The sequence below is a fragment of the Paramicrobacterium salitolerans genome (assembly GCF_051513965.1).
In the GTDB taxonomy this organism is placed as follows: domain Bacteria; phylum Actinomycetota; class Actinomycetes; order Actinomycetales; family Microbacteriaceae; genus Paramicrobacterium.
The window spans coordinates 707,594-722,043 of sequence record NZ_CP195847.1; the positions used below are offsets into that span (position 1 = coordinate 707,594).

14 protein-coding genes are annotated in these 14,450 nt (G+C 67.5%); 7 read left to right on the forward strand and 7 right to left on the reverse strand.

From position 1 onward, the window contains the following. Positions 1-359 precede the first annotated feature (359 nt). Genes ACSAGD_RS03360 through mnhG form a run of 6 tightly spaced genes read left to right on the forward strand, consistent with a single transcriptional unit; the run spans position 360 to position 6,588 of the window. Entirely contained in the window at positions 360-3,260 is a 2,901-nt protein-coding gene (locus ACSAGD_RS03360; RefSeq protein WP_437584315.1) for a Na+/H+ antiporter subunit A, read from the forward strand. After that, entirely contained in the window at positions 3,257-3,811 is a 555-nt protein-coding gene (locus ACSAGD_RS03365) for a sodium:proton antiporter (RefSeq protein WP_437584316.1), read from the forward strand. The genes ACSAGD_RS03360 and ACSAGD_RS03365 overlap by 4 nt, the downstream gene beginning before the upstream one ends. Continuing rightward, on the forward strand, positions 3,808-5,370 hold the full coding sequence (locus ACSAGD_RS03370; protein WP_437584317.1) for a Na+/H+ antiporter subunit D: 1,563 nt from the start codon (positions 3,808-3,810) through the stop codon (positions 5,368-5,370). Before ACSAGD_RS03365 ends, ACSAGD_RS03370 begins: the two co-directional genes overlap by 4 nt. Then, complete coding sequence (locus ACSAGD_RS03375) at positions 5,367-5,951, forward strand: Na+/H+ antiporter subunit E (RefSeq protein ID WP_437584318.1); 585 nt, start codon at positions 5,367-5,369, stop codon at positions 5,949-5,951. Before ACSAGD_RS03370 ends, ACSAGD_RS03375 begins: the two co-directional genes overlap by 4 nt. Then, on the forward strand, positions 5,948-6,220 hold the full coding sequence (locus tag ACSAGD_RS03380; RefSeq protein ID WP_437584319.1) for a monovalent cation/H+ antiporter complex subunit F: 273 nt from the start codon (positions 5,948-5,950) through the stop codon (positions 6,218-6,220). The genes ACSAGD_RS03375 and ACSAGD_RS03380 overlap by 4 nt, the downstream gene beginning before the upstream one ends. Beyond that, positions 6,217-6,588 carry a monovalent cation/H(+) antiporter subunit G gene (mnhG, locus tag ACSAGD_RS03385; protein WP_437584320.1) on the forward strand — a complete coding sequence of 124 codons (372 nt, stop codon included), beginning with the start codon at positions 6,217-6,219 and terminating at the stop codon, positions 6,586-6,588. The genes ACSAGD_RS03380 and mnhG overlap by 4 nt, the downstream gene beginning before the upstream one ends. Before the next feature lie 397 nt (positions 6,589-6,985). Here the strand turns inward: mnhG and ACSAGD_RS03390 are convergent, their stop codons facing one another. Continuing rightward, complete coding sequence (locus ACSAGD_RS03390) at positions 6,986-7,690, reverse strand: helix-turn-helix transcriptional regulator (RefSeq protein WP_437584321.1); 705 nt, start codon at positions 7,688-7,690, stop codon at positions 6,986-6,988. 83 nt (positions 7,691-7,773) lie between these two features. Between ACSAGD_RS03390 and ACSAGD_RS03395 the strand changes: the two genes are divergently transcribed. Continuing rightward, positions 7,774-8,661: an NAD(P)H-binding protein gene (locus ACSAGD_RS03395; protein WP_437584322.1), complete on the forward strand. Its 888-nt coding sequence runs from the start codon at positions 7,774-7,776 to the stop codon at positions 8,659-8,661. 64 nt (positions 8,662-8,725) lie between these two features. Here ACSAGD_RS03395 and nagA read toward each other — a convergent pair whose 3' ends face one another. From nagA to ACSAGD_RS03425, 6 genes are read right to left on the reverse strand one after another with little or no spacing between them, the layout of a single operon-like run. Continuing rightward, a complete protein-coding gene (gene nagA, locus ACSAGD_RS03400; RefSeq protein WP_437584323.1) occupies positions 8,726-9,892 on the reverse strand; it encodes an N-acetylglucosamine-6-phosphate deacetylase in 1,167 nt (388 codons plus the stop codon). Next, positions 9,889-10,671 carry a DeoR/GlpR family DNA-binding transcription regulator gene (locus tag ACSAGD_RS03405; RefSeq protein ID WP_437584324.1) on the reverse strand — a complete coding sequence of 261 codons (783 nt, stop codon included), beginning with the start codon at positions 10,669-10,671 and terminating at the stop codon, positions 9,889-9,891. Before ACSAGD_RS03405 ends, nagA begins: the two co-directional genes overlap by 4 nt. Further along, on the reverse strand, positions 10,668-11,525 hold the full coding sequence (locus ACSAGD_RS03410; RefSeq protein WP_437584325.1) for a class II fructose-bisphosphate aldolase: 858 nt from the start codon (positions 11,523-11,525) through the stop codon (positions 10,668-10,670). The genes ACSAGD_RS03405 and ACSAGD_RS03410 overlap by 4 nt, the downstream gene beginning before the upstream one ends. Then, positions 11,522-12,448: a 1-phosphofructokinase family hexose kinase gene (locus tag ACSAGD_RS03415; protein ID WP_437584326.1), complete on the reverse strand. Its 927-nt coding sequence runs from the start codon at positions 12,446-12,448 to the stop codon at positions 11,522-11,524. Before ACSAGD_RS03415 ends, ACSAGD_RS03410 begins: the two co-directional genes overlap by 4 nt. Then, positions 12,445-13,377, reverse strand: a complete 933-nt coding sequence (locus tag ACSAGD_RS03420) for an ROK family protein (protein ID WP_437584327.1) — start codon at positions 13,375-13,377, stop codon at positions 12,445-12,447. The genes ACSAGD_RS03415 and ACSAGD_RS03420 overlap by 4 nt, the downstream gene beginning before the upstream one ends. Further along, positions 13,374-14,261 carry an SIS domain-containing protein gene (locus tag ACSAGD_RS03425; protein WP_437584328.1) on the reverse strand — a complete coding sequence of 296 codons (888 nt, stop codon included), beginning with the start codon at positions 14,259-14,261 and terminating at the stop codon, positions 13,374-13,376. Before ACSAGD_RS03425 ends, ACSAGD_RS03420 begins: the two co-directional genes overlap by 4 nt. Between the last annotated feature and the right edge of the window lie 189 nt (positions 14,262-14,450).

Genomic DNA, 14,450 nt, shown 5'->3' on the forward strand with positions numbered 1-14,450 from the left:
GGCCCGTAAGCCCGTGGGGGCGGGCGGTACGGAAACGGGGCGGGAGACCCGAACTCCCACCGCGTTCCGACTTCGGGAAACGCCAGCGAGGTCGGAGCGGCGGGGCGGCAGTGGTTAATGGGGGTCACTGCGGCCCCGCCGCACTTTCATGTGCGGCGAGATATGAGCGGGGATGCTCGTGCGAGGCAAGCACACGCGCCGCAAGGGTGCCCGTAACGGCTGGGCGCGCACGTTCAACAGGTTCGATGGCGCAAATATTCCTCACTGGGAATCTGCCCCGGAGTCGCCAAATCCGCCTCATCGAGCGCAGCGGACTCTATAGAATAAGGTAAATCGCCACCGACAACTCGGAGACGCGCATGGCTGTGCTTTTGACCGCATTTCTTGTGCTGTCAATCGTCACGCCGAAACTCACTCAGTGGCTCTCCACGCGGGTCTTCTTCGTCGTCGCGCTCGTTCCTCTCGCGGCATTCGTGGCCACGATCGCTCAGGCGCCCGAGGTGCTCGCCGGTGGTGAAGCATTCGAGATCTACCCGTGGATTCCGACGCTCGGCATCTCGCTGTCGTTCCGCGTCGACGCGCTTGCCTGGGTGCTCGCGCTTGTCGTGACCGGCGTCGGCACGCTCGTGCTGCTCTACTGCGCGCACTACTTCACGTCTGACGAGCCCGGGCTCGGCCGCTTCGCCGGCATCATGCTCGCGTTCGCCGGAACCATGTACGGCCTCGTGATCACCGACGACATCATCGTCATGTTCATGTTCTGGGAGATCACGAGCATCCTCTCCTACCTGCTCATCGGGCACTACACGGGCCGCAAAGAGTCTCGCGGTGCCGCGCTGCAGGCTCTTCTCGTGACCACGTTCGGCGGGCTCATCATGCTCGTCGGCATCGTGATGATGATGGTCGCGACCGGCACCACGTCGATGGCCGCGATGGTCGCGGACCCTCCCGACGGACCGGCGACGGCGACCGCGGTCATCCTGATTCTGATCGGCGCGCTCTCGAAGTCGGCGATCGTGCCGTTCCACTTCTGGCTGCCCGCCGCGATGGCCGCTCCGACCCCGGTCAGCGCCTACCTGCACGCCGCAGCGATGGTGAAGGCCGGCATCTACCTCGTCGCACGCTTCGCTCCCGGCTACGCCGATTCGCCGGGGTGGATGCCGACACTCATCATCCTCGGAATCTGGGCCATGCTTGTCGGGGCATGGCGTTCGCTGCGGCAGTACGACCTCAAGCTCGTGCTCGCCTACGGAACCGTGAGTCAGCTCGGGTTCCTGATGGTGATCGCCGGGTTCGGCACGCACGACGCTGCGGTTGCCGCGCTCGCGCTGCTCGTCGCTCACGCGCTCTACAAGGCCACGCTGTTTCTCGTGGTCGGCATCATCGACCACCGTGCCGGAACGCGCGACTGGCGAAAGCTCTCCGGCATCGGGCGTCGCGCACCCGTGCTCGCGACCATCACCGCGATCGCGTGCCTCTCGATGGCGGGCGTTCCGCCGCTGCTCGGCTTCGTCGCCAAGGAGGCCGTGTTCACATCGTTCCTCGACGCGGGCCTCGCCGGAACGGCCTGGGGATGGACAGCGCTCATCGGCACCGCTGTCGGATCCATTCTCACGGTGGCATACACCTGCCGCTTCTTCTGGGGAGCGTTCGCGACCCGCCCGGAGGTCGCCGACACCGAGCTGCACGACGAAGGCCCTGGTCTGCTCGTCGCCCCTGTGATCCTGACCGCCGGCACGATCGCGTTCGGCCTGGGAGCAGGGTGGTTGGATGCCGCGTTCGCACCGTACGCCGCGACCTTCAGCGACTCCGGCGCGGCGCACCTCGCCCTGTGGCACGGGTGGCAGCCCGCCCTCGCGATCTCCGCCGCCGTGCTCGCGCTCGGCCTCGTGCTGTTCTGGGGGAGAACCCTCGTCGCACGGCTGCAGGATGCCATTCCCGCCTGGTTCGAAGCATCGCGCGGCTACTGGACGACCGTGCGCACCGTCGACCGCTTCTCGGCACGCACCACGATCTTCGCCCAGCGCGGGGGCCTGTCGCAGTACATCTCGACGATCCTCGTCGTCTTCGTGGTGTTCGTCGCCGCGGCGCTCGTCACGAACGGAACGTGGCCGGACGGCATCCGTCTGTTCGACTACCCGGCCCAGCCGGTCATCGGCCTCGTGATGATTGTCGCCGCGATCATGGCCGCCGTCGTCGAGCAGCGCATGACCGCAGTGCTGCTCGCGGGCATCACCGGGTACGGGCTCGTCGCGCTCTTCGCGCTGCACGGCGCCCCCGACCTCGCGATCACGCAGGCGCTCGTCGAGATGGCGACGATCGTGATCTTCGTGCTCGTGCTGCGGCGACTGCCCGTCAAGATCGCGCAGCACAACAAGCCGGAGCACAAGAAGCGCCGCATGATCATTGGAGCGCTCGTCGGAGTCACGATGGGCATCGTGGGCGTCGTCGCTCTCGCCGCGCGCCAGGCCGACAGCATCTCCAAGGAGTTGCCATGGCTCGCGGTGAACGAGGGCCACGGTCGCAACGTCGTCAACGTGATGCTCGTCGACATTCGCGCGTGGGACACCATGGGGGAGATCTCCGTGCTCGTCGTCGTTGCGACCGGCATCGCGAGCCTGCTGTTCGTGTCCGGCCGCATGGGGGCGATGCCGCGCATGGACGGTGCGCGCGCCCAGCGCAGACCGTCGCGCCGCCGGTACGTCGTCACCGACCCGCTCGCGCCCGCGCACGGTGAGACCGAGACGCGCCACACGTGGATCTTCGCGGGACGCACCCTGTCACTGCGGCACCGGTCGATTCTGCTCGAGGTGGTCGTGCGGCTGCTCTTCCACCCCGCGATCGTGCTGTCGGTGTACCTGCTGTTCGTCGGGCACAATGCGCCGGGCGGCGGCTTCGCAGGCGGACTGCTCGCGGGTCTCGCTCTCATCGCGCGGTACCTCGCCGGCGGGCGCTTCGAGCTCGCCGAGGCCGTGACCGTCGATGCCGGGAAGATCCTCGGCACCGGCATCCTGCTCGCTGCGGGCACCGCGGTCGGTTCGCTCTTCTTCGGCGCCGACGTTCTCACGTCCGCGTATTTCGAGGCCGACGTCGGCGTGCTCGGCCACCTGTCGATCGGCACATCGACGATCTTCGACATCGGCGTGTACCTCGTGGTCGTCGGGCTGGTGCTCGACATCCTCCGCAGTCTCGGCGGCGAAGTCGACCGGCAGCTCGACGATGCAGAAGTCTCGGTTCCGACGAGAGGAGTGGTGCGATGACGGCATCCCTCACCCTCGTCGTCGTCATGGCGGTCATGTATGCCGCCGGCGTGTACGTCATGCTCGAGCGCAGCCTCACCCGAGTGCTCATCGGATTCCTGCTGGTCGGCAACGCGACGAACATCCTGATCTTCCTCATGAGCGGGCCGAGCGGATCGGCCCCGATCGTCAGCGACAGCACAGCGGATGCTCCGATGGTCGACCCTCTGCCGCAGGTGCTCATGCTCACGGCCATCGTCATCAACTTCGGCATCACCGCGTTCCTGCTTGCTCTCATCTACCGTTCCTGGTGGCTCGCGCGCCTCGGCGACCGCGGCGACACCGTTCCGGACGAACACGAGTCCGACACCGAGGCCTCGACCGACGCCGCGTTCGACTCCGTCGACGACGACGACCAGGCTATCCAAGACATCCTCGACGCGAGCGACGAGCACGTCGACGATGAGCCCGACACGACGACCGGGGCCACCCCGACGATCAAACCCGGCACGATCGGAAAGCCCCGCACGACCGACCGACCAGACACCGACGAGACGAGGGGAGACACATGATCGATTCCCTGCTTCCGCTCGTCGTCACGGTTCCGCTGCTCGGAGCCGCGGTCACGCTCGCTCTCGGACGCCGCAGCCGCCTGCAGGTGCTCGTTAGCACGGCGAGCCTCGTCATCGTCACGCTGCTGAGCATCGCGCTCATGATCGACATCGACCAGAACGGTGCCGCGGTCGTGCACATCGGCGGGTGGTCGGCTCCGTGGGGCATCGTGCTCGTCGCCGACCGTCTCTCCGCCGTGATGCTGCTGATCTCGTCGCTCATGCTGCTCGGCGTTCTCATCTTCTCGATCGGGCAGGGCATCGCCGACCAGAACGATGAAGAGACACCCGTCTCGATCTTCCACCCCACGTATCTCGTGCTGGCCGCGGGCGTGTTCGACTCGTTCGTCGCGGGTGACCTCTTCAACCTGTACGTCGGGTTCGAGATGCTGCTGTCGGCGAGCTACGTGCTGCTGACGCTCGGCGGCACCGGTGCGCGCATCCGTGCGGGCGTGACGTACATCGTGGTGAGCCTCGTGTCGTCGATCATCTTCCTCGCCGCGATCGCTCTCATCTACGGCGCGACGGGCACGGTCACGATCGCGCTCATCTCTGAGCGGATCCGCGAGCTTCCTGGCGACATCCAGATGATCCTGTGCGTCGCGCTGCTGTTGGCATTCTGCATCAAAGCCGCCGTGTTCCCACTCTCGTTCTGGCTGCCAGACTCGTATCCGACCGCGCCCGCTCCGGTCACGGCGGTGTTCGCCGGGCTCCTCACGAAGGTCGGCGTCTACGCGATCATCCGCACCGACACGGTGCTCTTCGTCGACGTTCCGCTGCGCATACCGCTCATGATCGTGGCGTTCTTCACGCTCCTCATCGGAATCATGGGCGCCCTCGCGCAGGCCGACATCAAGAGGCTGCTGTCGTTCACGCTCGTGAGCCACATCGGCTACATGATCTTCGGCATCGCGGTCGGCGGAGAGATGGCGCTCTCGGCCACCGTGTACTACATCGTGCACCACATCGCCGTGCAGACGACGCTCTTCCTCGCGGCGGGACTCGTGGAACGCGTCGGCGGGTCGACATCGATCTCGCGGCTCGGGGGAGTGCTCAAAGCGTCGCCCATGGTCGCGGTGCTGTTCTTCATCGGCGCGATGAACCTCGGCGGCATCCCACCGTTCTCCGGATTCCTCGGCAAGGTGAGCCTGTTCCAGGCCGGTCTCGAACACGCGGACTGGCTCACCTACACACTCGTGGCGGCTGGCGCGGCGACGTCGCTTCTCACGCTGTACGCGCTGGTGAGAGTCTGGAACATGGGCTTCTGGCGCAGCCGCAACGAGGTGACGGGGTACTCGTCGCCGCTGCTCGCCTCGCTGCGCGAGAGCCCAGACGACTCCGGCCAGGTCATGACGCGCAGCATCTCGAAGCTCATGCTCGGCGCCACGACCGGGCTGGTCGCGGTGACGGTCGCGCTCACCGTGTTCGCGGGGCCGCTGTTCGGGTACACCGACCGGGCGGCATCCACCCTCATCGACACCTCGAGCTATGTCACCGCTGTGCTGGGAGGTGACCGATGAACGACACACCACCACCCACGCGATCGATCGGCGGGCAGATCATGCTCGGCGTCGGCCTCGTCGTCATCTGGATGCTGCTGTGGGGGCAGTTCACGTGGCTGTCGCTGATCACCGGCCTGGCGCTCGCCGTCGGAGTCTCGGCGGTGTTCTACCTGCCGGCCGTGGACATGAGCATCCGTGTGAACCCCTGGTACACCTTCCTGTTCTTCGCCCGGCTGCTGTTCGACATCTCGCGCGCCTCGATCGGCGTCGCGTGGCTGGTGCTGAAGCCGCGGTACGTTCCCTCGAACGCCATCATGGCGATTGCGCTACGTACGCGCTCGGACCTCATCATGACGTGGACTGCCGAGGCGATCTCAATCGTTCCGGGCTCGATCGTGGTCGACGTGGATCGCGAGGACTCGGTGCTGTACGTGCACGTCATCAACGTGCGAAACGAGGCCGAGATGGATGCCTTCGAGGACGAAGTCCTGCGAACCGAGCGGCGCATCGCGCTCGCACTCGGCACAAAGGCCGATCTCCGACGCCTGAAGGCCGGCCCCTCGGCATCCGCTAACCCCTTCGACGGGGAGGACGCATGATCGCCCTGAACATCGTCATCGGAATCGCCGTCGTGCTGTTCGCGGTCGGCGCGCTCGCTGCGCTGTACCGCCTGATCACCGGGCCGACGCTGCTCGACCGCGTGGTCGCGAGCGACGTGCTGCTGGTGACGGTGATGTGCGGGCTCGGCGCGGAGATGGCGATCAACCATCACGCGACCTCGATGCCTCTGCTGCTCGTGCTCGCGGCGTTCGCGTTCATCGGCTCGGTGAGCGTGGCCAAGTTCATGGGAAAGAAGGACGACACATGACCGGAGATCTGCGCGACTGGATCACCGTGCTGCTCGTGCTGCTCGCGTCGATCCTGTGTTTGGCGGCGGGCGTCGGTCTGCTGCGCTTCCCCGACGTGCTGTCGCGGCTGCACGCGGCGACGAAGCCGCAGATTCTGGGGCTCATCGTCGTGGTGCTCGACGTCGCTCTGAACCGGCCGGCCGTCGAGACGATCACGCTCGCGATTGCGATCGTGTTCTTCCAGGGGGTGACCGCGCCGATCTCGGCGCACATGGTGGGCCGTGCCGGGTACCGAGCGCACTCGGTGCACGGCGAGTCGATGCTGCGCGACGATCTTGCGCGGCGCATCGAGCTGGCGGAGCGAAGCGAGCGTCGCTCGGGGAACTGACGCGCCTCGCTGCCACCTCGCCGCCACCTCGCCGCGCCCTGCTCGTGACGCGTCCAGCTCCTGCCCCGCCCTGCTCGTGACGCGTCCAGCTCCTGCCCCGCCCTGCACGTGCCCCGCCCTGGACGTTCCCCGCCCTGGACGTTTCCAGCCGTGCCGCGGGTTTCCGTCGTTCAGGTGTACCGGATACCGCTTTCCCTATGTTGGAAAGCGGTATCCGGTACACCTGAACGACGTGATGACGGCTCAGGAGGACGGCGAAGGGCGGAGTGGCGAAAGTGCGACCCGACGACGGCTCAGGAGGACGGCGAAGGGCGGAGTGGCGAAAGTGCGACCCGACGACAGCTCAGGAGGACGGCGAAGGGCCGAGCGGCGAAAGTGCGACCGGATGACGTTCAGATCAGCGTGAAACGCGCCCGAAGTCGCTCGTGAGCCATTCCTCGATGGACCGAAACGGAAACTTTCGCGACGGGTGAGTGCCAGTCCTCGGCGATGCATGCCGGATGCGGTCAAGTCGAAACAGCCGCCAGTCATCACGAACGACATCGAACGCAACGAGATACCACCTCTCAGAACGAAGGAAGTGCTGAAACGGCTCGACGACTCTCCGTGATTCCCGCCCGTGCTGGTCGGTGTAGTCGAACTCGACACGAGCCCCACGCGCCACGGCGTCGGCCAGCACGCCGATGAGGGCCCAGTCCACCGGTGCCGGCGCCTGAATCATGATCTGGGTCGACATCGCCGTGGCAGCTGCACGCTGCCTGAGGCTCGGTGGAAGCACCTGCTCAAGCTTCGCTCTCGTTGCAGCGACAGTTTCATCCGTGGGATCCCACGTCTCCAAGACAAGCAGTCCAGCGATGACAGCACTGATCTCGTCCTGCGAGAAGAGGAGCGGAGGAATACGGACACTCGGTTGGAGACGATAGCCGGCGCCCGGCCCAGGTCGGGAGCGCAGGCTGTATCCGAGTTCGCGGAGACGGCGCGCATCGCGTCGTACCGTGCGCTCGCTCACCTCCAACCGGGCGCTCAATTCGGCGACCGACCACTCGCGGCCCGTCTGCAGAAGTGCGAGCAGCTGCAGCGTCCGGCTCGACGGCGATTCCATACGTGACATCATCCCAAAGATGCGGACAGTATCAGGCCGCATCTGCGCGTAGCGTGGGAGGCGACACGAGCAAGGAGCACACCATGCGCATCGCGGTAAGCACACCCAACGGAAACGTCGGTCGCCACGTAACACGGATGCTGGTTCAGAGCGGCGTGCGTCCCGTGCTGCTGATGCGGCATCCTGAACACCTGAGCGACGAGCTCCGCGACTACGTGGACGTCGCAGCGGCGGACTCGTGGCATCCGGACGAGGTCATCGCGGCGACGCGCGGTGTCGACGCGGTCTACTGGGTCGATCCGACACCATTCTCCGCCGATCCGCTCGGCGACTACGCGCGAGCGACCGAGGCGATCGTCGGCGCGGTGCGTGAGAACGGACTGTCGCGCGTCGTCTTCCAGAGCAGCGTCGGAGCTGAGAAGCGCGGGGGAGCGGGCGAGATCGATGGTCTGGCCTCGACCGAGGCAGCGCTTGACGAGCTGGCAGCATCGTCTGAGCGAGATCTGGACGTCTGCCACCTTCGCTGTGGCTATTTCTTCAGCAACCTCGCGCTCGGCCTCGCCGCTCTCCGCGCTGGCGATCTCGAGACGGTTCTGCCGCTTGACCAGGGGATGCCGTGGGTCGCTCCACGAGACATCGCAGAGGTCGTCGCGCTCACCCTCCTGAGTACCGCGTGGAGTGGGCGGCGTGTGCAAGCCGTTCATGGGCCGGAGAATCTCAGCTGGGCTCACGTCGCGTCGCTGCTCACGTCCGAACTCGGTCACGACGTCACGGTGCGCCGGGTCGAAGACGATGTGATGCGCCAGCGGTATCTCGAGGCTGGACTGCCGCCTGCACTGGGCGAGGCGCTTCTCGGCATGTCGACGGGGCTGCGCGACGACTTCACTCCGGAGCAGAAGCGGTCACTCGTGTCGACCACGCCGACGACGCTCCGCTCGTGGGTGCGTGACGAACTCATTCCTCTGCTCTGAGACGCGCACCTGGTTCGGTCGTCCCGTGCGGCGCTGACTCCGATGCCGAGCGCCGCGGCCGAGTTCAGTCGACGATGCTGGCCCCGGCCGCCCAGACGTGCTGAACCCCGAAGTCGGCGTTCAGCAGCACGGCGTCCGCGGGGAACCCCGGCGCGAGCTGTCCGAGGTCGTTTCGCCCGACGGCTGCTGCCGGCACGCGGGTGAGCGCGTCGACGGCATCCTCGAGCGAGACACCGACCTCGACCACCGCGCGACGCAGAGCATCGTTCAGCAGCAGGGTCGACCCGGCGATCGAACCGCCCTCCACGAGGCGTGCGACGCCGTCCTTCACGGTCACGTCGAGGCCGCCGAGCGTGTAGGCGCCATCAGCGGCACCCGCGGCGGCCATCGCGTCGGTGATCATCGCGACGCGACCGGGAGCCTCGCCGAACAGCATCCGCACGACGCTCGGGTGAACGTGAGTGCCGTCGTTGATGATCTCGAGGGTGACCTCGTCACGGCTGAGCGCCGCGACCACGGGGCCCGGCTTGCGGTGGTGGATGCCGTTCATCGCGTTGAACGCGTGAGTCAGGAGCGTCGCGCCGGCGTCGAATGCCTCGAGGGTCTGGTCGTAATCGGCATCCGTGTGCCCCACAGCGACCGTCACTCCGGCCTCAGCGAAGCGCCGCACCGCGTCGAGTCCGCCGGGGAGTTCGGGAGCGAGCGTGATCTGGCAGAGCGTGCCGGCCGCGGCATCCAGCAGCTTCTCGACGTCGGCGGCAGCGGGCGGCTTGAGCAGGCTCTCGGTGTGCGCGCCCTTGCGACTCGCATCGAGGAACGGCCCTTCGAGATGCGAACCGAGAATGAGGGGGTCGGATGCCGTAATCTCGGCGATCTGCGCGACACGAGCAGCGAGATCGTCCACGGATGCCGTGACGAGGGAGAGCACCGAACGGGTCGTTCCGTGAGCGCGGTGAGCAGCCACAGCGGTGCGGATCGCCTCCGGTCCGTCGTCGAACGCGGCCGCGGCGCCGCCGTGCCCGTGGATGTCGATGAACCCGGGCGTCAGAAGCGCGCCCTCCGCGTCGATGACCTCCACCGGGGCGTCCGCACGGCTCGGCTCGGCGAGACCGCGCCAGGCGTCGCCCGCGCCGGTCGACGTGACGACGCCCTCATCGTTCCACGCCACCCAGCCATCGGCCGTGGTGCTGCCCCCGGTCACAAGCTGCGCAGAGTGGATGATGGTCGTCATTCGGCAATCCTCACGTCGATGCCGCGCTCGGTGAGCTCGGCGATGCTGTCACTGGCTGCCCGGGAATCAGTGAGCAGCACGTCAAAGGTATCGAGTGACGCGATGGTTGCGAAAGCGCGGCGGCCGAGCTTCTCGGAATCGGCGACGATCACCGCACGTCGGGCACGCTCGGCCATCAGGCGGTTGACGCGCGCCTCGCCCTCGTCGTACGCCGACGCACCCTCGATATCGACGCCGTTGACCCCGATGAACGCGATGTCGATCGCGAGGCCGCCGAGCACGGCATCCGCGAAATCTCCCGTCAGCTCATAGGAACGCGCGTGGACGACGCCGCCCGTGACGACGACCTTGATGTGCGGGCGGAGGGCGAGCTGCGACGCGATGTTGATCGCGTTCGTGACGACCGTGATGCTGGCACCGGGTGCATCCGAGAGGTCGGAGCGCGCCGCGAGCTCACTCGCGATGGCGGTCGACGTGGTTCCGCCGCAGAGGCCGACGACGTCGCCTGGAGAGACGAGCGCGCAGGCGGCACGCGCGATCGCAGCCTTCTCGTCGGCGCGCTGTCCGCGCTTGTAGCGCAGCGGGAGATCGTATGAGACGGAGTGCCCGACAGCTCCTCCGCGCGTGCGGGTGAGGAGATTCTGCTCGGCCAGGGTGTCGAGGTCGCGGCGAACCGTCGCGGGGGAGACATCGAGCGCGGTCACGACCTCGTCGACGTCGAGCTGCCCGTTCTCGGCGAGCAGGTCGAGCACCGCCATCAGGCGCTCGGAGCGGTTCATGGATGCGTCCCGACAACGGGCGCGAGGGCGAAGAGCCGCTGCAGACGCTCGGCCTCGGCCGAGAGCGCGTCGCGCGCCGGAGCCAGGTACTTCCGCGAATCGACGAGCGCCGGGTTCGCCCCGAGCACGTCGCGGATGACGCCCGTGAACACGCCGTTCAGGTGCGTCGAGACGTTGATCTTCGTCATGCCGGCGCGCACCGCGAGCGTGAGCACGTCGTCGGCGACGCCGGACGACCCGTGGAGGACGAGCGGAACATCGAGCGCCGCGTGGAGACGCGTGATGAGATCGAGGTCGAGCGCCGCCACTCGCTCGGTCATGGCGTGCGACGACCCGACGGCGACAGCGAGCGCGTCGACGCCGGTGTGTGCGACGAACGAGACGGCCTCCTCCGGATCCGTGCGCACACCGGGGGCGTGGGCGCCGTCCTTTCCGCCGATCTCGCCGAGCTCGGCCTCCACGAACACATTCGCCGCGTGAGCGTACTCGACGACCCGTCGAGTGGCAGCGACGTTGTCTGCGTAGTCGAGTTTGGCGCCGTCGTACATGACCGAGCCGAAGCCGATGTCGATCGCCGCGCGTGTGAGGTCTTCGCTCTCGGCGTGGTCGAGGTGCAGGGCGACGCTCGCGTCGGACTGCTCAGCGAGCGCGCGGCACGCGGCCGCGACCGGGTGTAGGCCGCCGTGGTACTTCACGCAGTTCTGCGAGATCTGCAGAACGACCGGCAGGCCGCTGCGCTCCGCGGCGGCGACGAGACCTTCGGCGGTCTCGAGGTGGATGACGTTGAACGCGGCGACGCCCGTGCCCGCGGCGACCGCGTCGTCGATGATGCGTCTGGTGGGGGTGAGGGTCATGACTGCTCCAAGGGGGTGACGGAGACCTCGGTGAGGAAGGAGGCGTGATCAGGGTGGATGCTGCCCGCCTGAGGCATCAGCACGGCAGCCGCCGACCAGGCTACGGCCCGACGAAGCAGATCCGCGAGGTCGGGGCGCGGGTTGCGGCTGAGCGCGGCTGCGAGCGAGGCGACCGCCGCATCGCCGGCGCCGGTCGGGTTGCCCGACAGCACACGGCCGAGGTGAGCGCGAAGCACCGGAGCATCCTGATCAGCGAGGATGCCGAGCATGCCGTCCTCGCCGAGCGAGACGACGATCGTGCCCGCGCCGAGCGCCTGCAGGGCGCGAGCGCCGGCGAGGGGGTCGCTCTCGCCGGTCGTGGCCTGGAGTTCGTCTCGGTTGGGCTTGAGCAGCGTCGCTCCGGCGCGGGCGGCGCCGAGAAGCTGCTCTCCGGTCGCGTCGGCGATCGCGGGGACGCCCGCGTTGAGCGCGAGGGAGACGAAGCGGGCCGTCAGGTCATCAGGTGCTTCGGGCGGGCAGCTGCCGGAGACGACGAGGCACGTCGCCCGGGGCAGCCGGGAGCTCACGACATCGTGGAGCTCAGTCCACACGGTGTCGGGCTGCGGGGTGCCGGACTCGTTGAAGATCGTCGTGACGCCCGTCTCGGTCTCGACGAACGCGGTTGAGCGACGGAGCCGCTCGAACGTGCCGACGAGGGAATGCGGAACCCCGCCGAGGTCGTCGCTGAAGGAGCGCTCGGCCGCGCTCACGGGCGCGATCGCGACGGCATCCTCACCCTGATCGGTGAGCACGCGCGCGACGTTGATGCCTTTGCCGCCCGCGCGCTCAGCCGCCGGCGCGACGCGGTGCGTATCGCCGGGGTGAACACGGTCGAGCGTCACAGTCGCGTCGAGCGCGGGGTTCGGGGTGATGGTGATGATCATTTCGCCTCCGCGGCGGCCCGGGCGCGGATCGCCGCGCCCACGAGGCCTGCATTCTCACCGATGCTCGCGTGCATGAGCATCGGACGTCGATGGAAGGTGAGGTGGCCGTACAGGCGCTCCTGCACCGGGTCGAACAGGGCGTCGCCCGCTTGCGCGAGTCCGCCGCCGAGCACGATGACCTCGGGGGCCAGCAGTGCCGTGGCCTGAGAGAGCGCGAGCGCGAGCGCGTCGACCGCTGAGGTCCAGATGACCTCGGCATCCTCATCGCCCGTCTGCGCGCGCTCGAGCACCTCGCGTGCTCCGGGCACGTCGGAACCGGTCAGACGGTTGTAGCGTCGCGCGATGGATGCGGCGGACGAGATCGCTTCGAGGCATCCTCGACCCCCGCACGCGCAGGGCTCGCCACCCGGCATCACGACCGAATGCCCCAGCTCGCCCGCATAGCCGTTGCCGGCGTACGGGCGGCCGTCGATGAAGATCGCCGCCGCGATGCCCGTGCCGATCGTGACGATCATGGCGTTGCCGTAGACCGACGACGGCCCGAGGAGATACTCGGCCTCACCCGCGGCGCGCACGTCGTGAGTGAACGAGGCGGGGAGCCCGAACTGCTTCTCGGTGAGCTCGCGGAACGGCACGTTCTCCCAATTGAGGTTCTCGGAGTAGAGCCCGATGCCCCGCTCATCGTCGACCACGCCGGGGGCGACGAGTCCGACGGCCTCCGGCACGATCGAAGGATGCCGCTCACGGAGCGAGCGGCCAAGGCGCCCGATCTCCGCGAGAACGGCATCTTCTGTGTGCTCGGCCCGCACTGGGGTGGGCGTCCGCTGGATGCCGACGAGTGTCCCATCGGCATCCACCAGCGCGGATTTCAGATCGGTGCCGCCCACGTCGAAGGCGAGCACCGGGGTGCCCTTTCCGAGTTCGCTCATGCGTCCAGGATGACGGATCGCGTGAGGTTTCGCGGCGTGTCCGGGTTGAGTCCCTGGTTGAGGGCGCGCTGCAGCGCGACGCGCTGGGCGCGGACGAGGTCGGCCAGCGGGTCGATGTCAGCGTCTTCGAAGTGCGCGCCTGCCGCGGTGACACTGGCGGCGAGACCCTCCGGTGCGGGACCGAACATCCAGCTGACGCGGTTCGGCGCGGCGATCGAGATGGGGCCGTGGCGGTACTCCATCGCGGCATACGACTCGGTCCACGACTGCGAGGCCTCGCGCATCTTGAGAGCTGCCTCGTGGGCGAGGCCGATCGCCCAGCCGCGGCCGAGGAAGGAGAACTGCTCGGCCGTCAGGAGCTCGTCGGGGAGCTCTTCGTTGAGGATGCTCTCAGTGTCGGAGATCTGCTTGGACACGTCTGTGCCCGTCGAGTGGCGGAAGAACGTGAGTGCCGTCGTGGCGAAGCGCGTCTGCACGACCGACTTCTCGTCGGCGTAGGGGAATGCGATGACCTCGTCGACCATGTTCACGATCGGGGTGTCGGTGTCGCCGATGACGGCGATCGTGCGGGTGGAGTCGCCCAGGTTCTCGAGGAGTTCGAGCACCTCGGTGGTCGTTCCGGAGCGGGTGAGCGCGATGACCGCGTCGTAGTCGCGATCGACGAAGGCCTCGCTCGCGGCATACGCATCGGTGATGCCCAGACCCGCGCGCTCACGGAGAGTCGCGTATGACTGAGCCATGAACCAGGAGGTTCCGCAGCCGACGACCGCGACGCGCTGGCCCTCCGTGGGAAGCTTGGCTTCGTCGCCCTGCGCGATCGCGCGGGCCCACACCTCGGGCTGGCTGGCAAGTTCTTGGGCCATGAAGGCGCCGGCGTCTGACATGACACGTCCTCTCAATTTTGCTTGAAATTGATTATTGCATAGCTCAAACAATCACGTTCAATCAGTTTATCGCGATTTCGGTCGTTTTTCGATGATGGTCTTCTGCGCTCCAGGAAACTGTTCTGGTGAGGCTGCTCGTCGCGGTGCACCGCGTGCAGCTCGCAAATGCCTCGAATCGTTTGCGCATTG